This window comes from Candidatus Pantoea symbiotica (assembly GCF_056491525.1).
This window is the reverse complement of the sequence record NZ_JBSZHR010000002.1, coordinates 3,865,951-3,889,114: the sequence shown is the minus strand read 5'-3', so window position 1 is coordinate 3,889,114 and position 23,164 is coordinate 3,865,951. Positions and strand designations below refer to the sequence as shown.

Below are 23,164 nucleotides of genomic sequence, written 5' to 3'. Positions count from 1 at the left end.
CCCGATCTCAGAAGAGCTGCTTTATTGACTGAACCAATGGGCTTTGCACAATGCTTTCACTGATCAACTCAACGGCGTGGCTCTGCGGCACTGGCGCCAACGGTTTGTTCGGTTTACATACGCCTGGCGCGCGGAAGCGCGGAGGCTGCGTTTTGGATGGCGGCGGAGTCGTGCTCTGATGCAGCGGCTCATTTAGTAACTGGCTTGGCCGCACTAACGTGATATCGGCTGGTAATGTCGGCAGCATCTGCTGCAGGACACGCACCGTCGTAGGATGCGGATGACCAATCGCGATGGCATAACCATCGCGCTGCGCCAGTTTCACCGCGCGGGTAAACTGCGTGCGGATTGAAGCCTCATCCTGGCTATCGTCAAGGAATACGCGACGTTTCAGTACCTTAACGTTAGTACCTTGCGCGGCCGGGATCGACTGACTATTGCCAATCGTCATGCTATCGAGAAAGTAATAGTTGTAGTGATTGAGCACCTGCATCACTTTCTGCATGCCGGGCAGGCTAGAGGTCATTTTGCTGCCCATATGGTTATTCAGCCCGACGGCGTAAGGCACTTTGCCACTGGCTTCACGAATAATCCGTTCGATTTCCGTGCTGTTCATCTCTGGCGTCAGCGTGTCTTTCTCCAGCGGCTGTTTGCTGAGCGGTGCCATCGGTAGATGAATCAGCACTTCGCGACCGCCCTGATGCGCTTTGGTGGCCATCTCACGCGCATGTGGTGCATTCGGCAGGACCGCAACGGAAATCGCGGTAGGCATTTGCAGCACTTTATTCTCTTCCTTTGGCCGATAACCGAAGTCGTCGATCACGATGGAGAGTTTTCCCGCATGGGCGGAAAGTGAGAGAAACAGGCCGCACAGGGCGGCCGAGAGCTTAGAGGGTTGAAACAAAACTTATCTTCCTAACCACGGTAGTGGATTGACGGCCTGTCCCTGGCGTCGGATTTCAAAGTAGAGCGAAGGCGTGCCGCGGCCGCCGCTGGTGCCCACAAGGGCGATAGGCTGTCCTGCCTTCACCTGAGCACCCACGCTCACCAGTGCGCTTTGGTTGTAGCCATAAAGGCTCATATCACCTTTACCGTGTTCCAGAACCACAACCAGACCATAGCCTTGCAGCCAGTCGGCCATCAGTACGCGTCCATCTGCGATGGCTTTCACTTCGGTGCCTTCTGGCGCATCAACCACCAGACCTTTCCAGCGCAATTCGCCCTGCATCGATTCACCGAAGCGATGTTCAATGCGTCCACGTACCGGCCAAACCGCTTGCCCGCCGGGCTTGCCTAATCCGCCGGTACGCGCCATCAGCTCGCGCTCACTCTGCGTTGGCTGATAGTTTGATCCTTTGGCTTTCGCCTGTGCCTGACGTTGACGCACTTTTTCCGCCTCGCGCGCTTCCCGTTCGGCACGTTCACGCGCTTCACGCTCAGCCTTGGCGATTTTGCTCTGCAGTCGGCTTTCGTTCTCACGCATCTCAACCAGGTCAGCCTGATCTTTCTCCAGCGAGCTTTCCAGTACGGTGAGCGTTTTCTTACGCGCCGCGCTAGCTACTTCCAGCTTGCTTTGCTGCGTCTGCTGCTGAGCTAACAACGATTTTTGCTGATCCTGTTTACCCCGCAATGATTGGCGCTGTTCCGCTAATTGCTGTTGGGTTTGCTTGAGATCGTCGATGTTTTTCTGGCGAGCGGCATTGAGATAGCCGAAATAGGCAAGAATACGCTCACTGCGCTGGGCTTCTTCGCCACCAAGCAGCAACTGTAGACCATTGTGCTGTCCCTGACGAAAGGCGGCATCAAGCTGTTGTGCCAGCAGTTTTTCCTGCTGCGCTTGCTGCTTTTCCAGCCGCGAAATAGAGGAAGTGACCTGCGCGATTTCACCCTCGAGCGTGCTAAGGCTGTTACGCGTTTCGCGCAGCTGACGGCTGGCCTGCGCAATCACTTTTTCCTGACTTTGCAGTTGATCCAACAGCTTACTGCGCTGCACTTTCTGTGCTTTAACGCTTTTCTCTTTCTCAGCGATATCCTGCTGAATGGACTTCAACTGCGTTTTACTGTCATCCGCACTGCGAGCGGCAGCAGGAAGTAATAATGTGCCCGCCAGAAGCAGACTCAGGGAGATTTCGGACCAGCGGAATGACAACGGAATCGCAGTGCCGTTGTGACGGGTCCTTGTGTGTGTAACGGTCGCTTTTCCCTTCATAGTCGATAATTATTCCACGATGAACAGCCGCTTACCAGTTAGCCCGGCCGGGTTTTACTTTGCTAAAAATGTCTGTACCGAGCTTACCGGCATAAACTTTGTCTTAATTTTGGGATTAGAACACTTTTTTTGGAAAATGACGCACAAATCGTAACTCTGTCCCCTTAGCGACTGTACATGCGAAGTGGCGCAGGTATACTCAGAACCCTTGTTTTAGCTTATCAGCCCGGTTTGGAGTCGTTACCCCTCATGCAAGAAATTATGCAGTTTGCAAGCAATCACCCCATCCTCAGTCTGGCATGGGTCGCTTTACTCGTTCTCGTGATTGTGACCACCGTTAAAGGTATGTTCTCTAAAGTAAAAACCATCAGTCGTGGTGAAGCAACCCACCTGATTAACAAAGAGGACGCGGTGGTGGTAGACGTTCGTTCACGTGACGATTACCGCAAAGGACACATTTCTGGGGCTATCAACGTAGCGGCAGCAGACATTAAAAAAGAGAGCTTTGGCGAGCTGGAAAAGCACAAGTCACAGCACATAATTGTAGTTTGCGCGACCGGTCAAAGTGCAGGTGAATCTGCAGCGAAATTGAGCGCAGCGGGCTTCGAGAAAGTCTCCGTACTGAAAGATGGCGTGAGCGGCTGGAGTGGTGAAAATCTGCCACTGGTGCGCGGTAAATAACTTCTTTGAGGTAACCGTATGGCGAATGTAGAGATCTACACCAAAGTCACTTGTCCTTATTGCCACCGTGCAAAGGCGTTGTTGGATCAGAAAGGCGTGTCGTTCCAGGAGATTCCCATTGACGGGAACGCGGCGAAACGTGAAGAGATGATTCAACGCAGCGGCCGCACGACGGTGCCACAGATTTTTATTGATGCGCAGCACATTGGCGGCTGTGACGATCTTTACGCGCTGGATGGGCGTCAGGGACTTGATCCTCTACTCCAGGCATAACTTTTCGGTCAGACAATTTTAACTCACAGGATTTAGACACATGTCAGAGCAAAGCAACAGCGAAATGCAGTTCCAGATTCAACGTGTTTACACCAAAGATGTTTCTTACGAAGCGCCAAACGCACCACAGGTTTTCCAGAAAGAGTGGGAACCGGAAGTGAAGCTGGACCTGGACACCGCCTCTTCTCAGCTGGCTGATGGCGTTTTTGAAGTCGTTCTCCGTGTTACCGTAACCGCAACCGTTGGCGAAGAAACCGCATTCCTGTGCGAAGTGCAGCAGGCGGGTATTTTCACCATCAGCGGTATCGAAGGCACGCAAATGGCACATTGCCTCGGCGCTTACTGCCCGAACATTCTGTTCCCGTATGCACGCGAATGCGTAACCAGCCTTGTGTCTCGTGGTACTTTCCCGCAGCTCAACCTGGCGCCAGTTAACTTTGATGCGCTGTTCATGAACTATCTGCAGCAGCAAGGTGAAGGCGAAGCGCCACATCAGGATGCCTGATGACTACACTCAACGCTTCAATTAGCGTCATCGGTGCCGGCTCGTACGGCACCGCATTGGCCATCACGCTGGCCCGTAATGGCCATCCGGTTCTGCTCTGGGGCCACAATCCTCAAAGCGTGGCGCAGCTGCAAGCTGACCGCTGCAATGCCGCTTTCCTGCCCGATGTTCCTTTCCCTGATAATCTCGTTCCTGAAGCCGATCTGGCTACCGTGGTTAACGCCAGTCGCGATCTGCTGGTCGTGGTGCCGAGCCATGTATTTGGCGACGTGCTGACGCAGCTTAAGCCGCATCTACGTGCCGATTCACGGATTGTCTGGGCGACCAAAGGACTGGAAAAAGAGACCGGCCGTTTGCTGCAGGATGTGGCGCGTGAAATCCTCGGCGATGCAATTCCGTTAGCGGTGATTTCCGGACCAACCTTTGCCAAAGAGCTGGCTGCTGGCATGCCTACGGCTATCGCACTGGCATCGACCGATGCAGAGTTCGCTGAAGACCTGCAGCAGAAGCTGCACTGCGGTAAAAGTTTCCGCGTCTACAACAATCAGGATTTCATCGGCGTGCAGTTAGGCGGCGCGGTGAAGAACGTGATTGCGATTGGTGCGGGGATTTCTGACGGCATTGGCTTTGGTGCAAACGCGCGTACCGCCTTAATCACGCGTGGCCTGACGGAAATGAGCCGTCTCGGCGCAGCGCTGGGAGCCGATGCCACCACCTTTATGGGCATGGCCGGTTTAGGCGATTTGGTGCTGACCTGTACCGATAATCAGTCGCGCAACCGTCGTTTCGGCATGATGCTGGGGCAAGGCGAGAGCGTGGACGATGCGCAACGCATTATCGGACAAGTTGTAGAAGGCTACAGAAACACCAAAGAAGTCAAAGCATTGGCAGCGCGTGTTGGCGTAGAAATGCCAATTACCGAGCAGATTTATCAGGTGCTCTATTGCGGAAAATCAGCGCGAGAGGCAGCATTGACCTTACTTGGCCGTGCAAGGAAGGACGAAAACAGCCAAAGCTGAAGCAGGATGCGCCAGCGTCACCACCTGTAGCGCCCCATCAGGCGCTTTTTTTATCGGGAGCAAACAGCAATGTCGTCTGAAGAGTTAGAACTGGTCTGGAACCATATCAAAGCCGAAGCCAGAGCCCTGGCCGACTGTGAACCGATGCTGGCCAGCTTTTATCATGCGACATTGCTTAAACACGAAAACCTCGGCAGCGCGCTCAGCTATATGCTCGCCAACAAGCTGGCGAACCCGATCATGCCAGCTATCGCCATCCGCGAAATCGTGGAAGAAGCCTACCGTGAAGACCCAGAGATGATTGTCTCCGCGGCCTACGATATTCAGGCTGTGCGTCAGCGCGATCCCGCCGTTGATAAATACTCCACGCCGCTGCTCTATCTCAAAGGTTTCCACGCCTTACAGGCCTATCGCATTGGCAACTGGTTATGGAGAGAAGGTCGCCGCGCACTGGCGGTTTATCTGCAGAACGAAATTTCCGTCTCGTTTGCCGTGGATATTCACCCGGCGGCGCGCATTGGTCGCGGCATCATGCTTGACCACGCCACCGGCATTGTTATCGGCGAAACGGCAATCATCGAAAATGATGTTTCGATCCTGCAATCGGTGACGCTCGGCGGTACCGGGAAAACCAGCGGCGATCGCCATCCGAAGATCCGAGAAGGTGTGATGATTGGCGCGGGTGCCAAGATTTTGGGCAATATTGAAGTGGGACGCGGTGCGAAAATCGGTGCCGGTTCCGTTGTCCTGCAGCCTGTACCGCCACATACCACGGCGGCCGGCGTGCCAGCGCGCATTGTCGGTAAACCGACCAGCGATAAACCGTCGATGGATATGGATCAGCACTTCAACGGCGCGGGCTTTGAGTACGGCGACGGCATCTAGCCTTTGATCAGTGCGCCAGCATAATCGAGCTGGCGCCACGCTTCATACACCACCACAGAAACCGCATTAGACAGATTCATGCTGCGGCTTTCCGCCATCATCGGAATACGGATTTTCTGCTCAGCGGGTAGCGCGTTGAGGATATCTGCGGGTAAACCACGACTCTCCGGACCAAACACCAAATAATCACCCTTTTGATAACTCACTGCGCTGTGTGCAGGCGTTCCTTTCGTGGTGAGCGCGAACATGCGCTGAGGTGCTTCCGTCGCCAGAAATGCTGCGTAATTGGCGTGTTTTTTTAAGGCGGTATATTCGTGGTAATCCAGCCCGGCGCGGCGCAGTCGCTTATCATCCCAGGCAAAGCCCAGCGGTTCAATCAGGTGTAACTGGAAACCGGTATTTGCGCACAAGCGAATGATGTTGCCGGTATTTGGCGGAATTTCAGGTTCAAATAAGACAATGTTTAGCATAAGGCCCCCAGAAACGAGGGCCGAAGCATAACAAATTATTGACGGGCGGAGTACAGCGGCAGCCACAGCGTAAGGCGTAAACCCCCGAGCGGGCTGTCATCGGCTTTGACCCAGCCGCGATGCTGCTGAATGGCGGTTTCGACGATCGCCAGGCCTAAACCCGTGCCGCCTGATTCACGATCGCGCGCCTCATCGGTGCGGTAGAACGGACGGAAAATCTGCTCGCGATCTTCTGGGCTGACGCCCGGACCATCATCATCGACGTGGATGGTGATGCCTTCGATATCCACCGAGAAGCTGACGCTGATATGCGAATTCGAATAGCGCAGCGCATTACGCACGATATTTTCCAGCGCACTCTCCAGCGCATGTGGATTACCGTACAGCGGCCACGGGCCTGGCGGATAAGGCACTTCCATCAGTTTGCCCATCTGCTCGGCTTCAAATTTGGCATCTTCCAGCACGCCGTTCCACAGCTGGTTGGCTTTCATTGCCTCGCTAACCAGTGCGTTATTGTGTTGCGTACGCGACAGCACCAGCAAATCGTTAATCATGCCATCAAGACGCTGCGCTTCCGTTTCGATGCGCTGCAGCTCTTTGCCTTCACCATTACGGCGACGCAGTAACGCGGTTGCCAGCTGCAAGCGAGTCAACGGCGTACGCAGTTCATGGCTGATATCGGATAGCAAACGCTGTTGCGCCGTCATCATGCGTTCGAGCGCACTCACCATTTGGTTGAAACTCGAACCCGCGGCCAGAAACTCTTGTGGCCCCGATTCCAGTTCCGGATGCTGACGCAAATTGCCGCTTGCCACTTCATCCGCTGCATATTTAAGTTTGCGGGCGGGACGCGCCAGGCTCCACGCCAGCCACAGCAGCAGTGGCGAGCTGATCAGCATGGTGACAATGAGTAGCAGTAGCGGGCGGTCAAACAGCAGATTGACGAAATCGAGCTGTGAGCTGGTGGCAGGACGAATCAGGTAGAGCTGATAGTTGTCTTCGCCATCGCGAACCGCGAAAGGCCCAACCATTTCAACGCGACCATACTTTTTCTTTTGTGGGTGGTCGGCGTTATCCGACTGCCCAATAAAGTTGCGGATGATCTGCATTTCATTGTGCTGCGCGCCAATCACCCGGCCTTCGCTGGTCACCAATAACAAGCGCTGACCGGGCGGCGCCCATTTGTCGATGGAGCGGAACAGGCGACGCCACCACATTAAGTCGTTTGGCGGATCTTGTGACAGCTCCGCTTCAACGTGCTGTTCAATCATGGTGCCCTGACGCTGCTCGCTTTCCAGTAATGCGGTCATCTGGCGCGAATCGAGTTTGGGCACCATTAAAACCAGCATCAACACCAGCGCTAGCGTGAGCCAGAAGATGGCGAAGATGCGGGTGGTTAAACTTCCAATCATGATGCCGAAACCATCAGATAGCCGCGTCCGCGCAGGGTTTTAAACCACGGATGACCATCACGACGTTCCGGCAATTTACGACGCAGATTAGAAATGTGCATATCAATAGCGCGGTCAAAAGGCGTCAGACGTTTGCCCAACACTTCCTGACTAAGGTGCTCACGCGATACCACCTGACCCAGATGCTGTGCCAGCAAATAGAGCAGGGTGAATTCGGTTCCGGTGAGATCCAAAGTCTCGCTATCAAAGCTGGCTTCCTGGCGACCTGGATTCAGGCGCAGGCAGTCGACTTCCAGCGTCGGTGAGCTGTTATCGTGCTGCTGTTGCTGCTCGCTCCAGTTTGAACGGCGCAAAATGGCACGAATACGCGCCACCAGTTCACGATCGTTAAACGGTTTAGGCAGATAGTCATCTGCGCCCAGTTCAAGGCCCAGAACGCGGTCCAGTTCGCTGCCACGTGCAGTCAGCATAATGACCGGAGTTTGGTGCTGTTGGCGTAGTTCTTTCAACGTGTCGATACCGTTCTTCTTCGGCATCATTACATCAAGCAATAACAAGTCCACGGTGTTGTCTAGCAGGTTAAGCGCCTGCTCACCATCGCTTGCCACAATGACTTCAAAACCTTCCATCTCAAGCAGTTCTTTAAGCAGCGAAGTTAATTCGCGGTCGTCATCAACCAACAGGATTTTATTCATTTTTTATTGCCCTCCGCAGGCAAAATACCGTGTTCCTTGACTTGCAATCCAACGCTTTACGTAGTTTTACACCCCCTGACGGATGTTTGCAGCCACCGCCGTACACTGGCTCTCGTTGAATCGCAAAACGGAACGAACTGGGAGTTAACGATGCGCTACTTAACCGCCGTCGTCATTGCCTCAGCGATGGTTCTCAGTCACGCCAGCGCCGAAGCAGCAGACACGACGACGATTGACGAGATGCATCCGAACAGCGGATTGACGACAGGCAGTATGACGCAAAATCCGCAAAGCTACATGTTCGATGGCATTGAGCTGACTGAACAACAGCGGCAACAGATGCGAGACCTGATGCAGCAAGCGCGACACGAACGCCCAACAATCAGCGTTCAAGATATAGAAACTATGCATGACCTTGTGATTGCAGACAAATTTAACGAATCGGCTATTCGACAGCAGGCAGAGAAACAAGCCCGCGCAGCGATAGAACAGCAAGTCGAGATGGCTCGGGTTCGTAATCAGATGTACCACCTGCTAACGCCTGCACAGCAAGCGACATTGCAGAAAAATTATGAGCGACGATTAGCTGAAGTTCGTCGACTCTCAGGATTGCAGCCATCATCACCGCTGCAAGCAGTGAGTAGTACCAGCAGTAACCAGTAACATAGTATCCCTGTTTTCCTTGCCATAGACACCATCCCTGTCTTCCCCCGCATGATGCGGGGGTTTTTTTTGCCTGTCATTTCTCTCTAACATCATTGTCTTAAAATTCAATCACGCAGCACGCTTCTGCCGATGATAAACTTTAGCCATCTTGAGACCTAAAGGCCGCACCGATGAAGCGTGCGACCCGGCGAGGCATAGCATGGATTCTTCCTATGCAAAGTTAGTCAATCGGGCGGCGTTAGCGGCGACTACGCTGGCGACGTTGCTGTTAATCGTGAAAATTTTTGCCTGGTGGCACACCGGTTCAGTCAGCATGTTGGCGGCGTTAGTGGATTCATTGGTCGATATTGCCGCTTCACTCACCAACTTGCTGGTGGTGCGCTATTCATTGCAGCCGGCCGATGACGATCACACCTTCGGCCATGGTAAAGCCGAATCATTGGCCGCGCTGGCGCAAAGCATGTTTATCTCCGGCTCGGCGCTGTTTCTGTTTCTCACCGGTATTCAGCATCTGGCATCGCCTGAAACCTTACATGCGCCGCTGGTGGGCATTGTGGTTACGGTGATTGCGCTGTTTTCAACCCTGACATTGGTTGCCTTCCAGCGCTGGGTGGTGCGTCGCACGCGCAGCCAGGCGATTCGCGCGGACATGCTGCACTATCAATCTGATGTGGTGATGAACGGCGCAATATTGGTCGCCCTCGGTTTGAGCAGCTATGGTTTTGTACGGGCGGATGCATTGTTTGCGCTCGGCATCGGCGTTTACATTCTCTATAACGCGTTGCGGATGGGCTATGACGCGGTACAGGCGCTGCTAGACCGCGTACTGCCCGAGCATGAAACGCAGGAGATTATCCGTGTGGTGACCAACTGGCCGGGCGTACGTGGCGCACATGCATTGCGCACACGGCAATCGGGCCCTACGCGTTTTATCCAGCTGCATCTGGAGATGGAAGATCAGTTGCCGTTGGTGCAGGCGCATCAGGTGGCCGATCAAATTGAGCAGGCATTACTAAAGAAGTTTCCCGGCTCAGACGTGATCATCCATCAAGATCCCTGCTCTGTTGTGCCGAGCAATCAACACGGCTTTTTTCAAGGTTAGCGATTTAAAATCATGCAATTACACAAAAAAAGTGACGTAACGCTAACAACTCTGTAAAAAATTAGCGAAAACTTGTCTGACCTGAATCAATTCAGCATCAAGCCTTTGATATACTATTCTGCAACTATTAAGCCATGCGATCGCGAGCTGGTCCACGCCGGACACATGGCAGGAATAATCCTTAGTTTTTGAACAATCCAGAGGTTGTCATGATCAAAAAAATCGGAGTACTGACCAGCGGCGGCGACGCCCCAGGCATGAACGCAGCCATTCGCGGAGTTGTACGTTCCGCGCTGAGTGAAGGACTGGAAGTTTTTGGTATTTACGACGGCTATCTGGGATTGTACGAAGATCGCATGATCAACCTCGACCGCTACAGCGTGTCAGACATGATCAACCGTGGCGGCACCTTCCTCGGTTCCGCACGTTTCCCAGAATTCCGCAACGATGAAGTGCGCCAGACCGCGATTGATAACATGAAAAAGCGCGGCATTGATGCGCTGGTGGTTATCGGCGGTGATGGTTCCTACATGGGTGCGAAGCGCCTGACCGAAATGGGCTTCCCGTGCATCGGCTTGCCGGGCACCATCGACAACGACGTAGCGGGCACTGATTACACCATCGGTTACTTCACTGCATTGGAAACCGTGGTTGAAGCGATTGACCGCCTGCGCGACACCTCATCTTCTCACCAGCGTATCTCTATCGTTGAAGTGATGGGCCGTTATTGCGGCGATTTAACCCTGGCGGCAGCGATTGCCGGCGGTTGTGAGTTCATCGTGCTGCCTGAAATCCCCTATACCCGTGAAGAGCTGGTTTCAGAGATCAAAGCGGGCATCGCCAAAGGTAAAAAACACGCCATCGTGGCGATTACCGAGCACATCTGCGATATCGACGATCTGGCGCACTTCATTGAAGCTGAAACCAAACGCGAAACCCGCGCCACCGTTCTTGGTCACATTCAGCGTGGCGGCGCACCTTGTGCCTATGACCGCATCCTGGCATCGCGCATGGGTTCTTACTCCATTGAGCTGCTGCTGCAAGGTTATGGCGGCCGCTGCGTCGGTATTCAGAATGAGAAGATGGTGCATCACGACATCATCGACGCGATTGAAAATATGAAGCGTCCATTCAAACGCGACTGGCTGGATACCGCGAAAAAACTCTACTAATTCCCTATCAAGGCGCGACGAGATTCGCGCCTTTTTAATGCCTGCTTATATTCCCTCCAGTTATAACAGCTTATTTTTAATTCTTTAATCCGTGGATAAGTTTGTGTCAGTCTTGTTCTATAACGACCTCGGGAGAGCAAGCAATGAATAAGTGGAGTATTGGTGTCACCCTGTTACTGGCTTCAACCAGTGTTCTGGCAAAAGATATTCAGCTGTTAAACGTCTCTTACGATCCAACCCGTGAGCTGTACGAACAGTACAACAAAGCGTTTAGCGCGCATTACAAGCAGGAAACCGGCGACAACGTGGTAATTCGCCAGTCGCACGGCGGTTCCGGTAAACAAGCGACCTCAGTGATCAATGGCATCCGTGCTGATGTGGTTACGCTGGCGCTGCAATCTGATGTCGATGCTATTGCTGACCGTGGTCGTATCAATAAAGATTGGATTAAACGTCTGCCGGACAACTCCGCGCCATACACCTCGACCATCGTGTTCCTGGTGCGTAAAGGCAACCCGAAAGGCATTCATGATTGGCCGGATCTGATCAAACCGGGCGTTTCCGTCATCACGCCAAACCCGAAAACCTCGGGCGGCGCACGTTGGAACTATCTGGCTGCATGGGGCTGGGCGCTGGATCAGAACCATGGCGATCAGGCCAAAGCGTTGGCTTACGTGAAATCGCTGTTTAAGAATGTGGAAGTACAGGATTCCGGTGCACGCGGTGCGACTAACACCTTCGTAGAACGCGGCATTGGCGATGTGCTGATTGCGTGGGAAAACGAAGCCTATCTGGCGGTAGATAAGCTGGGTAAAGACAAGTTTGAAATCGTCACCCCAAGTGAATCGATTCTGGCGGAGCCAACGGTTTCAGTGGTTGATAAAGTGGTTGACGAGCAGGGCACCCGTAAAGTGGCCGAAGATTACCTCAAGTATCTCTACTCGCCGGAAGGCCAGACCATCGCGGCAGAAAATTTCTACCGTCCACGTGATGAAGCCGTTGCGAAGAAATTTGCCAATAAATTCGCGCCGGTAAAACTGTTCACTATCGACAGCAAGTTTGGTGGCTGGACGCAAGCCCAGAAAACCCACTTCGCCGATGGCGGCAGCTACGATCAGGTGATGAAGCCATAACGAATAAAAAAACGGCCAGCGAGAATGCTGGCCGTTTTGTTTTAGTCCGTGACTTTCATCATTTGCCAGGCGAGGATGCTGGCAGGTGATGAACAGAGGAATCGGGCTATGCAGGGCAGTCGTCGTACCCTGAAGTTACTTACCGCATTATTGGTGCTGTTGATTGTCGGACTGATCGCCGGCGCCATCCATTTCCATAAAAACTCCAACGCCTTGTGGCAGATTATCAGCGAAATATGCGTGCCGAATGTGGCGGCGACGGGTAAACCCGCGCCATGCCAGCAGGTGAACAGCGAGCAGGGTTACGTCACGCTGAAAGATCTCAACGGTCCGTTGCAGTATCTGCTGATGCCGATCGAAAAAATCACCGGCATAGAAAGCCCGATACTTCTTGAACCCGCTACACCGAATCTGTTTGCCGAAGCCTGGCAGCAACGCACATTGCTGGCGCAGAAGCATGGCGCGCCGATTCCCGATAGCGCGCTGTCGCTGGCCATCAATGCGCAATACGGGCGTACGCAAAATCAGCTGCATATTCATATTTCCTGTCTGCGGCCGGATGTGCGTCAGCAGCTGGATGCGCTGGCACCAAGGCTTAACGCGCAGTGGCAGAGTGAAACGCTGCACAAGCATCGTTATCTGGTGAGGTCGATTTCTAAGGAAGAACTGGCGCAGCAGAGTGCGTTTATCCGTCTGGCGGATGAAGTGCCGCATGCGCGCACTGAGATGGGTAAATACGGGCTGGCGCTGGCACAATTGCCGGATGGCCGTTTAGCGCTGTTGGCGCTGGAGCGTAACTGGCTGAAACTGAATAGCGGCTCGGCGGAAGAGTTGCAGGATCATAAATGCAGCATATTGCCGCAATAACCCATCTTTTGTAGGGTTGCCATTAATGGCGACCAATAAAAAAGGCGGCTAATCAGCCGCCTTTTTCTGCATCAAAAACGCTCACTTACGCGTTTTTCGCTGCTGCTGCCGCTTTCACGATCACCGCAAAAGCATCCGCTTTCAGTGAAGCACCGCCAACCAGCGCGCCATCGATATCTGGCTGGGTGAACAGCTCAGCGGCGTTTTTGTCGTTGACCGAGCCGCCGTACTGAATGATCACTTGCTGTGCGATAGCTGCATCTTTCTTCGCGATATGGTCACGAATGAATTTGTGCACCGCCTGAGCCTGCGCTGGAGTGGCTGATTTGCCGGTACCGATAGCCCAAACTGGCTCGTAAGCGATCACTGCGCCTTCGAACGCTGCAGCGCCCTGAGTTTCCAGCACGGCGTCGATCTGGCGTGCGCACACTTCTTCGGTTTTGCCCGCTTCGTTTTCTGCATCAGTTTCACCGATGCACAGAACCGGCACCAGGCCAGCTTCTTTCACTACGGCAAATTTCTTCGCGATGAACTCGTCGCTCTCTTTGTGGTAGGTGCGGCGCTCAGAGTGGCCGATGATGATGTATTTCGCGCCAACGTCTTTCAACATGTCTGCGGAAGTTTCGCCAGTGAATGCGCCAGACAGATTAACGTCAACGTTCTGAGCACCCAGAGCAATGTGGCTACCGGAAATGGCGTGCTTCGCCAGGTCCAGATAGATGGCTGGCGGTGCAATCGCGACGCCACAGCCATCAACACCAGACAGCTCTTTGCGCAGGCCTTCAATCAGCTCTTTAGTGATCTGCTTGCTACCGTTCAGTTTCCAGTTACCCATAACCAGTGGATGTCGCATTCTTTCCTCCGCATAACGCGATTCATGAAATAGCGCTGCCATCGGGCAGCGATGTCTGCGAGACAGTATAGAGATCAAATGCGTTGCTGGCTTTGCTTTTCGTCATTTTTGCCGGTGCGATCAGGGCGTCGCGAGCGCCAGTTTTATCGGCTCAACGGCGAAGGTCAAACCCTTGTCGCCATTGTCCGCCACCACGAAACGCAAGGCACCTTCGGTGCGGGCAAAATAGCGTGCACCTTTACCGGCGCTGAGCAGGGAATCGAGTTTTTTACGCCCATCTTCGGGCGATAAGCCGGGGATGAAGAAGCGCAGCAGGGCGGTCATGTAATCCATGGCGCGTGCCTGCGCGGCTTTCATATCGGGGCCGGGAACCGGCAGCCAGGTGATTTGCAGAGTTTTGATTTTGCCGGTGCCTTGCTCCAGCGCCGTTGAGGCATACAGCGTTTCGCTGATTTTGCTGGCGGCACGCGTCAGGTTGCTTTTATCGCCGCGATTATCAATAGCGCGATATTCCTGCAGCAGTTCATTGGGATTGGCCGCGTTGTACTTCTCACGGAACTGAGCAACGGTCATATCGAAGGTCGGCGCACCCGCGAGCAGATAGGGCGCAGCAGGCAGATGATCGCTACGATCTAACGTGGGGGCATCCTCCGCCCAGACGGGAAATGTCAGTGCGAGGCCAAGCAGCAGCGCGACTGGCAGGTTGTTCATTGCTTCGGCCCTAAATCATTCACTTAGCCCACGATTAGAACGGTTTTTACCGGGCAAAGTCAAAACCCACACTGGGAAAAATCTCACATTCTTTGTGCCGCGCCGATTACCAGTAATGCTCGCTGGTCATATGGCCGGGTTTACGTTTGAAATGTTTGCGCATCTCACGCGTATCTTTCAGCAGCTGCTGGGTATCGCGCACCATTTGTGGATTACCGCACAGCATCACATGGCTAGTTTCTGCCGTCAGCGGCAAGCCGACGGCTCGCTCCAGTTCTCCGCTTTCAATCAATTGTGGCACGCGACCGTGCAGCGAACCGGCGATCTCTTCGCGGCTGACTACCGTTTGAATGTGCAATTTGCCCTGATAGCGCTGCTGCAGCGCTTGCATCAAGGGCAGGAAGCTCAGGTCATCGGCGAAACGCGCGGCGTGCACCAGCACAATGTTGTCGAAACGATCCAGATCTTCGCCCTGTTGCAGAATCGATAAATAGGGGCCGATCGCCGTGCCGGTCGCCAGCATCCATAGCGTTTGGCAGTCTGGAATTTCGTCGAGTACAAAGAAACCCGCCGCCTCTTTGGTGATCATCACCTGCTCGCCGGGCTGCAGCGCCTGCAAACGCGGACTCAGTTTGCCCTCGGGCACTGTGACCAGATAAAACTCCAGCAGCGAATCCTGCGGCGCGTTGACGTAAGAATAGGCGCGCTGCACGCGCTCACCGTCAATTTCCAATGCCAGCTTGGCAAACTGTCCCGCAGTAAAGGTATCAATCGGTGCTTCGACGCGCAGGCTGAACAGTGCATCGGTCCAGTTTTTTACTTCTTTAACTTCAGCATTGATCCACTCAGCCATGCTAACTCCTTAATGTTGAATATCCAGGCACATGATTATCATCGTTATCCATCCGGCAAATTTCCAGTCCTGCGCCCTGTAAAGGGCTCTCAGCGACAAACCCAGCGCACAGATCAGCAACTGTAGCGGGCAGTTTACAATCTGGACTATCAACTTGACGGCTTAAGACATACAGCTTTGTCCGCGCCTCTCGATTTGTCACTGAATCCTGATATTTTTGCCGCCATAAATCCGAGGCGGCCTGTTTTGTGCTGCTTATTCTTTGTTTCTCAGGCAGACATTTTGTTCCATGTTGATAAGTAAAACGCAAAATCGCTTTCTATTATTCATGCTGATCGTGCTGGTGGCGGTTGGGCAGATGGCGCAAACCATCTATGTGCCAGCGATGGCCAACATGGCTGAAACGCTCAATGTGCGCAGCGGGGCGATCCAGCAGGTGATGGCCGCCTATCTGATGACCTACGGCGGATCGCAGTTGATCTACGGCCCGCTCTCGGACAGTTTTGGTCGTCGTCCGGTGATCCTGATTGGCATGACGATCTTTGCCGTCGGCGCGTTGATCGCCATGTTCGCGCCATCGCTCGATATTCTGGTGCTCGGCAGCGCGGTGCAAGGTTTAGGCACCGGCGTAGCGGGCGTGATGGCGCGCACCATGCCGCGCGATCTCTATTCCGGCATCGCCCTGCGTCAGTCGAACAGCCTGCTGAATATGGGCATTCTGGTGAGTCCGCTGCTGGCGCCGGTGATTGGTGCGCTGCTGACGCATCTGTTTGGCTGGCATGCCTGTTTCGCCTTCCTGCTGCTGCTGTGCGTCGGTGTAACAGCTTCAATGGCGCGCTGGCTGCCGGAAACCCGTCCTGTTGATACGCCCGCCACGCCGTTCCTGCGCCGTTATGCCACTTTGCTGAGCGACGGCAACTTCGTGCGTTATCTGCTGCTGCTGATTGGCGCACTGGCCGGTATCGCGGTGTTTGAAGCCAGCTGCGGCGTGCTGATGGGCGGCGTATTGGGGCTGGATGGATTAACCGTCAGCATCCTGTTTATCCTGCCGATTCCTGCAGCGTTCTTTGGCGCCTGGTTTGCCGGACGTGAGCAGAAATCCTGGCACACGCTGATGTGGTACGGCGTGAACAGCTGCCTGTTGGCTGGATTATTGATGTGGGTTCCCGCCTGGTTTGGCGTGATGAACATCTGGACGCTGCTGGTGCCGGCTGCGCTGTTCTTCTTCGGCGCGGGCATGCTGTTTCCGTTGGCAACCTCGGGTGCGATGGAGCCGTATGCGTGGCTGGCGGGCAGCGCAGGTGCGTTAATCGGAGGCTTACAGAACCTCGGTTCCGGCGTGGTGGCGTGGCTTTCTGCGCTGTTGCCGCAGCACGATCAATCCAGCCTTGGCATGCTGATGTTCGTGACGTCGCTGGTGATGTTGCTGTGCTGGTGGCCGCTCTCTCGTCATCCGGAGAGCGGCAAGCAGGCGATTACAGGATAAATTGATGCAGCGCCGCGTCTTTGCGATCCAGATAGTGGATTGACTGGATGCGGCGAATGGTGCGCGATTTGCCGCGCACCAGCAGGGTTTCGCTGGTGGCGATGTTGCCGTTACGCGTGATGCCTTTCAGCAAATCGCCGGTGGTGATGCCGGTGGCAGCGAAGATAACGTTATCGTTGCGCGCCATCTGATCCAGCTTCAGAACCTGACCGGCTTCAATGCCCATCTCGGCACAGCGTTGCAGTTCATTCTCGCCGAGGCGACGATTCTCTTCGCTATCGCCTTTCACTTCGTGACGTGCCAGCAGGCGCGCCTGCATGTCGCCATCCATCGCGCGAATGACTGCCGCCGACACCACACCTTCCGGTGCGCCACCGATGCCGTACATCACATCCACTTCGCTATCCGGCATACAGGTCAGAATCGAGGCCGCGACATCGCCGTCTGGGAAGGAGAACACGCGCACGCCGAGCTGCTGCAGCTGGGCAATCACCGCATCGTGGCGTGGCTTGGCCAGAATCGACACCGTTAACTGGCTGAGCGGTTTGCCTAATGCCAGCGCGATGTTTTTCAGGTTGATATCAAGCGGCAGATTGAGGTCGATCGCGCCACGCGCGCCCGGTCCAACAATCAGCTTTTCCATGTACATATCAGGTGCGTGCAGGAAGCTGCCTTTGTCTCCAACCGCCAGCACCGCCAGCGCATTGGCCTGGCCCATCGCCGTCATGCGCGTGCCTTCGATCGGATCGACCGCGATATCCACGGCATCGCCACGGCCGGTACCAACTTTTTCACCGATATACAGCATCGGCGCTTCGTCGATTTCGCCCTCGCCAATCACAATCTGGCCGTCGATATCGATGGTGTTGAGCATAATGCGCATGGCGTGAACGGCTGCGCCGTCGGCCGCATTTTTATCGCCGCGTCCTAACCAGTGATAGCCCGCCAGAGCGGCGGCTTCGGTCACGCGGGAAAATTCAATCGCGAGTTCTCGTTTCATGGTGGCACCTGATAAAAAACAGGCAGGCAGTTTAACACAGCGGGGAAACGTGGCAGGGGAAAAACCCGCGGCAGGGCGCCGCGGGTTAGCAGAATTTTACTCTTCGTCTTCCCACGCTTTGGCGCGAGCGACCGCTTTCTTCCAGCCGGCGTAACGGACGTTACGTTCGGTGGTTTCGATGCTTGGGCGGAACTCACGCTCAATCACCGCTTTAGCGCGAACTTCTTCCAGATCGTTCCAGAAGCCAACCGCTAAGCCAGCCAGATACGCCGCACCCAGCGCCGTGACTTCACGCACTTCCGGACGCTCAACGCGCGTGCCGAGAATGTCAGACTGGAACTGCATCAGGAAGTTGTTGGCAACCGCACCACCATCCACGCGCAGTGATTGCAGGCGGGTGCCAGCATCGTTTTGCATCGCTTCCAGTACGTCGCGCGTCTGGTAAGCAATCGACTCCAGCGTGGCACGGATGATGTGGTTCGCGTTCGCACCGCGCGTCAGACCGAAAATCGCGCCGCGTGCATACGGATCCCAATATGGCGCACCCAAACCGGTGAAGGCTGGCACCATATACACGCCGTTGGTGTCTTTCACTTTCAACGCGAAGTATTCAGAGTCGGTTGAATCGCTGATCAACTTCATCTCATCGCGCAGCCACTGAATCGACGCGCCACCGATAAACACCGCACCTTCCAGCGCATAGTTCACTTCGCCGCGTGGGCCGCAAGCGATGGTGGTCAGCAGGCCATGCGTTGAGGTCACAGCTTCGGTGCCGGTGTTCATCAGCATGAAGCAGCCGGTGCCGTATGTGTTTTTCGCCATACCCGGTTGTACGCACAGTTGGCCATACAGTGCCGCTTGTTGGTCACCCGCGATACCGGCGATTGGAATACGCGTACCGCCTTTACCACCAATGTTGGTCTGGCCGTACACTTCTGAAGAGCCTTTCACTTCTGGCAGCATTTCACGCGGGATATCGAGGATCTCCAGCATGCGCTCATCCCACTCCAGCTTGTGGATGTTGTACATCATGGTACGTGAGGCGTTGGTGTGATCGGTGACGTGCACACGTCCCTGCGTCATTTTCCAAATCAGCCAGGTATCAACGGTACCGAACAGCAGTTCGCCGCGTTTGGCACGGTCACGCGCGCCTTCCACGTTATCCAGAATCCACTTCACCTTGGTGCCTGAGAAGTACGGGTTAATCACCAAACCGGTGGTGTGCTGGATGTACTCTTCCAGGCCCTCTTTCTTCAGCTTGTTACAGTAATCTGCGGTGCGTGGATCCTGCCAGACGATGGCGTTGTAAACCGGTTTGCCGGTCTCTTTATCCCAGACGATGGCGGTTTCACGTTGGTTGGTGATACCAATCGCCGCGATTTGATCGGAGTTAATGTCGGCGTGTGCCAGCACTTCAACCAGCGTTGAGCTTTGTGACGCCCAGATATCCATTGGGTCATGTTCAACCCAACCCGCTTTCGGGTAGATCTGGGTAAATTCGCGCTGAGAAACCGCAACGATGTTGGCATCATGATCAAGCACCACGGCGCGTGAGCTGGTTGTGCCCTGATCGAGTGCAACTATATATTTTTTATCAGTAGTCATTGTGCTTTCCTGATGTGGTATCGATGAAACTTACGCTTTACGCTGCTGAGCGCGCGCAACCGGTTTTTCTGCTGTGCTGGCTTCCGCAACGTTAACTGGCAGATGGCGGCCAATCAGCGAACGGTAACCAAAGGCTCCGAGACAAGCACCGACCAGCGGGCCAAAAATCGGAACCAGGAAGTAAGGAATATCTTTGCCACCGGTGAAGGCAACGTTGCCCCAGCCAGCGAAGAAGGCGAACAGTTTTGGACCGAAGTCACGCGCCGGGTTGAGTGCGAAGCCGGTCAGTGGACCCATTGAGCCACCGATTACCGCGACCAGCAAACCAATCAACAGCGGAGCCAGTGGACCACGCGGTACACCGTTGCCGTCATCGGTCAGCGCCATGATCACCGCCATTAATACCGCTGTAATCACCATCTCAACCAGGAACGCCTGAGCGACGCTGATGTGCGGGTTCGGGTAGGTAGAGAAGATACCGGCCAGATCGAGGCTTTCAACGCTGCCGCGCACCATTTGATGGCCCGCTTCATAATCAAAGAACAGATTGTAGTAGAGACCGTAAACCAACGCGGCAGCGCAGAACGCGCCGGCAACCTGCGCCAGAATATAAGGAATAACTTTGCGACCTTCGAAATTAGCGAACAGGCACAGCGCGACGGTAACGGCTGGGTTAAGATGCGCACCAGAAACGCCTGCGCTTAGATAGACTGCCATGGAGACGGCTAAACCCCAGATAATACAAATTTCCCACTGACCGAATGACGCACCGGCCAGTTTCAGTGCAGCAACACAGCCTGCACCAAAGAAGATAATCAAACCTGTGCCGAGAAATTCAGCGATGCACTGACCTTTTAGTGTGTTAGTTGTCTGACTCATAATGGCATTCCTGAAGCGAGGTTAAATTTTATCAGTTTTTGTTCTCATCCATGAGTCGCCCAGCTATCAATGTAGGGTTGATGTGAATTTATCGTTAACGAGCATAAACGAGAAATAGCGAAATTGAAAACTGTGTACTCCATCATAAAAATGCGCGTTTTCGCGTCTTTTACGTTGCTTTAAGACCCATTTTTCCCGCTTTGCTGGTCGATGCTGATGTGATCGCGCACACAGATGCGCGAAGATGCGCATTTTTTTAGGCATAGACTGAAAAGTGTTACAGACTGCCCTCGCAGGCCTTGTGGCGCTGGACTTGCTGGGTTCGGCTACATACAATCGAGTCATCGTGGCTGAGCGCACCATAATAAGGCATGCACTAGCCCCATCAACGCCTTGCAAGATTTAGGAGAGGTCAGAAAGATGTCATTTGAAGTGTTCGAGAAACTGGAAGCGAAAGTACAGCAGGCGATTGATACCATCACTCTGCTACAGATGGAAATTGAAGAGCTGAAAGAGCAAAACAATACGCTGAAAAACGAAGTCAGCCAGGCTTCAGGCAACCAGGATGCGCTGGTGCGTGAAAATCAGCATCTGAAAGAAGAGCAGCATGTCTGGCAGGATCGTCTGCGGGCACTGCTGGGAAAAATGGAAGAAGTTTAAGCGTCGATGCTTAAACCAACGGGTGCCGCGGCACCCGTTTTTGTTGCGGCTTACTCGATGTCGAGTGCGTCTTCAGACAAGATGATGCCGGTATTGTCGGCATACAGATGGTCACCAGAGAAGAAGGTCACGCCGCCGAAGTTAACGCGCACGTCACTTTCGCCAATGCCTTCACCCGCTGCACCCACCGGAATCGCCGCAATCGCCTGAATGCCGATTTCCAGCTCTTCAAGGTCGTCTACCTGACGCACCGAGCCGTAAACCACAATGCCTTCCCACTCATTTTGCGCCGCCAGACTCGCCAGCTGAGCATCGACCAGTGCGCGACGGACCGAACCGCCGCCATCCACCAGCAATACGCGACCCCGACCGTTCTCTTCCAGCAAATCGTAGAGTAAGCCGTTATCTTCGAAACATTTCACTGTGGTGATTTGACCACCGAATGAGCTGCGCCCACCAAAGTTCGAAAAAAGCGGTTCAACAACATTCACAGCTTCGTGGTAGATGTCACAGAGTTCAGATGTATCGTATTTCATGAGGGTTTTCGTCTGTTTGCCACAGGAGCGCTAAGTATATCGCTATCTGGCGATTGTTGGCAAAATCATCAACCGCCAAAAAAGCGTTGCATCAATATCCTGCGTAAAAAAAAGCCCGGCACAGTGGCCGGGCAGCGATTTCGCGGGTAAAGCTTACAGAATGAAGCGGCTGAGATCTTCGTCGGCCACCAGCTCATCCAGATGCTTACCAACGTACTCGGCATCGATAGTGATCGATTCACCGTTACGATCGCTGGCGTCATAGGAGATATCTTCCATCAGACGTTCCAGCACGGTATGCAGACGACGCGCACCGATGTTCTCGGTGGTTTCGTTCACCTGCCATGCGGCTTCGGCGATACGACGCACGGCGTCATCGGTGAAGTCGATATTGACCCCTTCGGTGCCCATCAATGCTTTGTACTGCACGGTAACCGAGGCGTTTGGCTCGGTCAGGATGCGCTCGAAGTCATTGACGGTCAGCGCCTGCAGTTCAACGCGAATTGGCAGACGGCCTTGCAGTTCTGGAATCAGATCTGACGGGCTGGCAACCTGGAACGCGCCGGAAGCGATAAACAGAATGTGGTCGGTTTTCACCATGCCGTGCTTGGTGGAAACGGTACAGCCTTCAACCAGTGGCAGCAGGTCGCGCTGCACACCTTCGCGAGACACGTCTGGACCGCCCGCATTCTGGCCGCCGCGCTTACAGATTTTGTCGATTTCGTCGATGAACACGATACCGTGCTGCTCAACGGCGTCGATGGCATCCTGCTTCAGCTCTTCCGGGTTCACCAGCTTGGCCGCTTCTTCTTCAATCAGCAGCTTCATGGCTTCTTTGATTTTCAGCTTACGCGGTTTCTGCTTCTGGCCACCGAGGTTCTGGAACATCGATTGCAGCTGGCTGGTCATCTCTTCCATGCCAGGAGGTGCCATGATCTCAACGCCAGCCGATGAAGCGGCCAGATCGATCTCAATCTCTTTGTCATCCAGCTGGCCTTCGCGCAGTTTCTTGCGGAAGGACTGACGCGCTGTTGATGGCTCAGCCGCTTGTTCAGCCTGGCCCCAGTTGTTTTTCGCGGGTGGGATCAGCACATCGAGGATGCGCTCTTCCGCCATCTCTTCCGCGCGGTATTTGTTCTTCTCGATCGCCTGGCTGCGCACCATCTTGATGGCAGAATCGGTCAGATCGCGAATGATGGAATCCACCTCTTTACCGACGTAACCGACTTCGGTGAATTTGGTGGCTTCCACTTTGATGAACGGTGCGTTAGCCAGTTTGGCTAAGCGACGGGCGATTTCGGTTTTACCGACGCCGGTTGGACCAATCATCAGAATGTTTTTTGGCGTCACTTCGTGGCGCAGCTCTTCGTCAAGCTGCATGCGGCGCCAGCGGTTACGCAGGGCGATCGCGACCGCCTTCTTTGCGCCGTCCTGGCCGATAATAAAGCGATTAAGCTCGCTGACAATCTCGCGTGGAGTCATCTCAGACATG

Annotated in this window: 25 protein-coding genes; 12 read left to right on the top strand and 13 right to left on the bottom strand. The window is 54.3% G+C overall.

Annotated features, from left to right (window positions below; translation table 11 throughout):
- Positions 1-7: 7 nt before the first annotated feature.
- Complete coding sequence (locus ACXIZX_RS18750; protein WP_479404704.1) at positions 8-904, bottom strand: divergent polysaccharide deacetylase family protein; 897 nt, start codon at positions 902-904, stop codon at positions 8-10.
- A gap of 3 nt (positions 905-907) precedes the next feature.
- Entirely contained in the window at positions 908-2,209 is a 1,302-nt protein-coding gene (gene envC, locus ACXIZX_RS18745) for a murein hydrolase activator EnvC (RefSeq protein ID WP_323275544.1), read from the bottom strand.
- 249 nt (positions 2,210-2,458) lie between these two features.
- Here envC and ACXIZX_RS18740 point away from each other — a divergent pair, with 249 nt between their 5' ends.
- The 5 genes from ACXIZX_RS18740 (at position 2,459) to cysE (ending at position 5,572) form a co-directional block, all read left to right on the top strand.
- Positions 2,459-2,890, top strand: coding sequence for a rhodanese-like domain-containing protein (locus tag ACXIZX_RS18740; RefSeq protein ID WP_008109709.1), 432 nt, complete (start codon positions 2,459-2,461; stop codon positions 2,888-2,890).
- Between the two features lie 18 nt (positions 2,891-2,908).
- Positions 2,909-3,163 (top strand): glutaredoxin 3, encoded by a 255-nt coding sequence (grxC, locus tag ACXIZX_RS18735; protein ID WP_007885328.1) that lies wholly within the window; start codon positions 2,909-2,911, stop codon positions 3,161-3,163.
- A gap of 40 nt (positions 3,164-3,203) precedes the next feature.
- Complete coding sequence (gene secB, locus ACXIZX_RS18730; RefSeq protein WP_007885330.1) at positions 3,204-3,668, top strand: protein-export chaperone SecB; 465 nt, start codon at positions 3,204-3,206, stop codon at positions 3,666-3,668.
- Complete coding sequence (gene gpsA / locus ACXIZX_RS18725; protein ID WP_154194956.1) at positions 3,668-4,687, top strand: NAD(P)H-dependent glycerol-3-phosphate dehydrogenase; 1,020 nt, start codon at positions 3,668-3,670, stop codon at positions 4,685-4,687. The genes secB and gpsA overlap by 1 nt, the downstream gene beginning before the upstream one ends.
- A 69-nt stretch (positions 4,688-4,756) precedes the next feature.
- Positions 4,757-5,572 (top strand): serine O-acetyltransferase, encoded by an 816-nt coding sequence (cysE, locus tag ACXIZX_RS18720; protein ID WP_008109705.1) that lies wholly within the window; start codon positions 4,757-4,759, stop codon positions 5,570-5,572.
- Here the strand turns inward: cysE and trmL are convergent.
- Genes trmL through cpxR form a run of 3 tightly spaced genes read right to left on the bottom strand, consistent with a single transcriptional unit; the run spans position 5,569 to position 8,149 of the window.
- Positions 5,569-6,042, bottom strand: coding sequence for a tRNA (uridine(34)/cytosine(34)/5-carboxymethylaminomethyluridine(34)-2'-O)-methyltransferase TrmL (trmL, locus tag ACXIZX_RS18715; RefSeq protein WP_008109703.1), 474 nt, complete (start codon positions 6,040-6,042; stop codon positions 5,569-5,571). The two genes, cysE and trmL, sit on opposite strands and share 4 nt — an antisense overlap.
- A gap of 35 nt (positions 6,043-6,077) precedes the next feature.
- Positions 6,078-7,454 (bottom strand): envelope stress sensor histidine kinase CpxA, encoded by a 1,377-nt coding sequence (gene cpxA / locus ACXIZX_RS18710; RefSeq protein ID WP_008109701.1) that lies wholly within the window; start codon positions 7,452-7,454, stop codon positions 6,078-6,080.
- Complete coding sequence (gene cpxR / locus ACXIZX_RS18705; protein WP_007885339.1) at positions 7,451-8,149, bottom strand: envelope stress response regulator transcription factor CpxR; 699 nt, start codon at positions 8,147-8,149, stop codon at positions 7,451-7,453. The genes cpxA and cpxR overlap by 4 nt, the downstream gene beginning before the upstream one ends.
- A 150-nt stretch (positions 8,150-8,299) precedes the next feature.
- Here cpxR and cpxP point away from each other — a divergent pair, with 150 nt between their 5' ends.
- The 5 genes from cpxP (at position 8,300) to ACXIZX_RS18680 (ending at position 13,089) form a co-directional block, all read left to right on the top strand.
- Positions 8,300-8,812 (top strand): cell-envelope stress modulator CpxP, encoded by a 513-nt coding sequence (cpxP, locus tag ACXIZX_RS18700; RefSeq protein ID WP_008109700.1) that lies wholly within the window; start codon positions 8,300-8,302, stop codon positions 8,810-8,812.
- Between the two features lie 202 nt (positions 8,813-9,014).
- Positions 9,015-9,917 carry a CDF family cation-efflux transporter FieF gene (gene fieF, locus ACXIZX_RS18695; RefSeq protein ID WP_179453184.1) on the top strand — a complete coding sequence of 301 codons (903 nt, stop codon included), beginning with the start codon at positions 9,015-9,017 and terminating at the stop codon, positions 9,915-9,917.
- A gap of 209 nt (positions 9,918-10,126) precedes the next feature.
- Positions 10,127-11,089, top strand: coding sequence for a 6-phosphofructokinase (gene pfkA, locus ACXIZX_RS18690; protein WP_007885343.1), 963 nt, complete (start codon positions 10,127-10,129; stop codon positions 11,087-11,089).
- 143 nt (positions 11,090-11,232) lie between these two features.
- On the top strand, positions 11,233-12,222 hold the full coding sequence (locus tag ACXIZX_RS18685) for a sulfate ABC transporter substrate-binding protein (RefSeq protein WP_061720313.1): 990 nt from the start codon (positions 11,233-11,235) through the stop codon (positions 12,220-12,222).
- Positions 12,223-12,330: 108 nt separating this feature from the next.
- Positions 12,331-13,089 (top strand): CDP-diacylglycerol diphosphatase, encoded by a 759-nt coding sequence (locus ACXIZX_RS18680; RefSeq protein WP_479404703.1) that lies wholly within the window; start codon positions 12,331-12,333, stop codon positions 13,087-13,089.
- Positions 13,090-13,174: 85 nt separating this feature from the next.
- Here ACXIZX_RS18680 and tpiA read toward each other — a convergent pair whose 3' ends face one another.
- The 3 genes from tpiA to fpr form a co-directional block, all read right to left on the bottom strand.
- Positions 13,175-13,942, bottom strand: a complete 768-nt coding sequence (tpiA, locus tag ACXIZX_RS18675) for a triose-phosphate isomerase (RefSeq protein ID WP_008109693.1) — start codon at positions 13,940-13,942, stop codon at positions 13,175-13,177.
- Between the two features lie 120 nt (positions 13,943-14,062).
- Positions 14,063-14,653, bottom strand: a complete 591-nt coding sequence (locus ACXIZX_RS18670) for a YiiQ family protein (protein WP_154157435.1) — start codon at positions 14,651-14,653, stop codon at positions 14,063-14,065.
- Positions 14,654-14,759: 106 nt separating this feature from the next.
- Positions 14,760-15,506 (bottom strand): ferredoxin--NADP(+) reductase, encoded by a 747-nt coding sequence (gene fpr, locus ACXIZX_RS18665; protein ID WP_061720298.1) that lies wholly within the window; start codon positions 15,504-15,506, stop codon positions 14,760-14,762.
- Positions 15,507-15,795: 289 nt separating this feature from the next.
- Here fpr and emrD point away from each other — a divergent pair, with 289 nt between their 5' ends.
- Positions 15,796-16,992, top strand: coding sequence for a multidrug efflux MFS transporter EmrD (gene emrD / locus ACXIZX_RS18660; protein WP_479404702.1), 1,197 nt, complete (start codon positions 15,796-15,798; stop codon positions 16,990-16,992).
- Here the strand turns inward: emrD and glpX are convergent.
- The 3 genes from glpX to ACXIZX_RS18645 form a co-directional block, all read right to left on the bottom strand.
- On the bottom strand, positions 16,982-17,992 hold the full coding sequence (gene glpX / locus ACXIZX_RS18655; protein ID WP_008109685.1) for a class II fructose-bisphosphatase: 1,011 nt from the start codon (positions 17,990-17,992) through the stop codon (positions 16,982-16,984). The two genes, emrD and glpX, sit on opposite strands and share 11 nt — an antisense overlap.
- Before the next feature lie 96 nt (positions 17,993-18,088).
- On the bottom strand, positions 18,089-19,597 hold the full coding sequence (gene glpK / locus ACXIZX_RS18650) for a glycerol kinase GlpK (protein WP_008109683.1): 1,509 nt from the start codon (positions 19,595-19,597) through the stop codon (positions 18,089-18,091).
- A gap of 30 nt (positions 19,598-19,627) precedes the next feature.
- Positions 19,628-20,476 (bottom strand): MIP/aquaporin family protein, encoded by an 849-nt coding sequence (locus ACXIZX_RS18645; RefSeq protein ID WP_258144166.1) that lies wholly within the window; start codon positions 20,474-20,476, stop codon positions 19,628-19,630.
- Between the two features lie 420 nt (positions 20,477-20,896).
- Between ACXIZX_RS18645 and zapB the strand changes: the two genes are divergently transcribed.
- Entirely contained in the window at positions 20,897-21,136 is a 240-nt protein-coding gene (zapB, locus tag ACXIZX_RS18640) for a cell division protein ZapB (protein ID WP_007885384.1), read from the top strand.
- A 50-nt stretch (positions 21,137-21,186) separates the two neighbouring features.
- Here zapB and rraA read toward each other — a convergent pair whose 3' ends face one another.
- Both rraA and hslU read right to left on the bottom strand, forming a co-directional pair.
- Positions 21,187-21,672 (bottom strand): ribonuclease E activity regulator RraA, encoded by a 486-nt coding sequence (rraA, locus tag ACXIZX_RS18635; RefSeq protein WP_061720294.1) that lies wholly within the window; start codon positions 21,670-21,672, stop codon positions 21,187-21,189.
- A gap of 153 nt (positions 21,673-21,825) precedes the next feature.
- A complete protein-coding gene (gene hslU / locus ACXIZX_RS18630; protein WP_008109676.1) occupies positions 21,826-23,163 on the bottom strand; it encodes an HslU--HslV peptidase ATPase subunit in 1,338 nt (445 codons plus the stop codon).
- Position 23,164: the final 1 nt, after the last annotated feature.

Excerpts from the sequence above, each read along its gene's own strand:
- fpr (WP_061720298.1), bottom strand. The coding sequence starts at position 15,506 with ATGGCTGAGTGGATCAATGCTGAAGTTAAAGAAGTAAAAAACTGGACC.
- cpxP (WP_008109700.1), top strand. The coding sequence starts at position 8,300 with ATGCGCTACTTAACCGCCGTCGTCATTGCCTCAGCGATGGTTCTCAGT.
- glpK (WP_008109683.1), bottom strand. The coding sequence starts at position 19,597 with ATGACTACTGATAAAAAATATATAGTTGCACTCGATCAGGGCACAACC.
- ACXIZX_RS18740 (WP_008109709.1), top strand. The coding sequence starts at position 2,459 with ATGCAAGAAATTATGCAGTTTGCAAGCAATCACCCCATCCTCAGTCTG.
- pfkA (WP_007885343.1), top strand. The coding sequence starts at position 10,127 with ATGATCAAAAAAATCGGAGTACTGACCAGCGGCGGCGACGCCCCAGGC.
- trmL (WP_008109703.1), bottom strand. The coding sequence starts at position 6,042 with ATGCTAAACATTGTCTTATTTGAACCTGAAATTCCGCCAAATACCGGC.
- glpX (WP_008109685.1), bottom strand. The coding sequence starts at position 17,992 with ATGAAACGAGAACTCGCGATTGAATTTTCCCGCGTGACCGAAGCCGCC.
- grxC (WP_007885328.1), top strand. The coding sequence starts at position 2,909 with ATGGCGAATGTAGAGATCTACACCAAAGTCACTTGTCCTTATTGCCAC.
- emrD (WP_479404702.1), top strand. The coding sequence starts at position 15,796 with ATGTTGATAAGTAAAACGCAAAATCGCTTTCTATTATTCATGCTGATC.
- cpxR (WP_007885339.1), bottom strand. The coding sequence starts at position 8,149 with ATGAATAAAATCCTGTTGGTTGATGACGACCGCGAATTAACTTCGCTG.
- gpsA (WP_154194956.1), top strand. The coding sequence starts at position 3,668 with ATGACTACACTCAACGCTTCAATTAGCGTCATCGGTGCCGGCTCGTAC.
- secB (WP_007885330.1), top strand. The coding sequence starts at position 3,204 with ATGTCAGAGCAAAGCAACAGCGAAATGCAGTTCCAGATTCAACGTGTT.
- zapB (WP_007885384.1), top strand. The coding sequence starts at position 20,897 with ATGTCATTTGAAGTGTTCGAGAAACTGGAAGCGAAAGTACAGCAGGCG.
- cysE (WP_008109705.1), top strand. The coding sequence starts at position 4,757 with ATGTCGTCTGAAGAGTTAGAACTGGTCTGGAACCATATCAAAGCCGAA.
- ACXIZX_RS18685 (WP_061720313.1), top strand. The coding sequence starts at position 11,233 with ATGAATAAGTGGAGTATTGGTGTCACCCTGTTACTGGCTTCAACCAGT.
- envC (WP_323275544.1), bottom strand. The coding sequence starts at position 2,209 with ATGAAGGGAAAAGCGACCGTTACACACACAAGGACCCGTCACAACGGC.
- tpiA (WP_008109693.1), bottom strand. The coding sequence starts at position 13,942 with ATGCGACATCCACTGGTTATGGGTAACTGGAAACTGAACGGTAGCAAG.
- ACXIZX_RS18680 (WP_479404703.1), top strand. The coding sequence starts at position 12,331 with ATGCAGGGCAGTCGTCGTACCCTGAAGTTACTTACCGCATTATTGGTG.
- ACXIZX_RS18645 (WP_258144166.1), bottom strand. The coding sequence starts at position 20,476 with ATGAGTCAGACAACTAACACACTAAAAGGTCAGTGCATCGCTGAATTT.
- hslU (WP_008109676.1), bottom strand. The coding sequence starts at position 23,163 with ATGTCTGAGATGACTCCACGCGAGATTGTCAGCGAGCTTAATCGCTTT.
- ACXIZX_RS18670 (WP_154157435.1), bottom strand. The coding sequence starts at position 14,653 with ATGAACAACCTGCCAGTCGCGCTGCTGCTTGGCCTCGCACTGACATTT.
- cpxA (WP_008109701.1), bottom strand. The coding sequence starts at position 7,454 with ATGATTGGAAGTTTAACCACCCGCATCTTCGCCATCTTCTGGCTCACG.
- fieF (WP_179453184.1), top strand. The coding sequence starts at position 9,015 with ATGGATTCTTCCTATGCAAAGTTAGTCAATCGGGCGGCGTTAGCGGCG.
- rraA (WP_061720294.1), bottom strand. The coding sequence starts at position 21,672 with ATGAAATACGATACATCTGAACTCTGTGACATCTACCACGAAGCTGTG.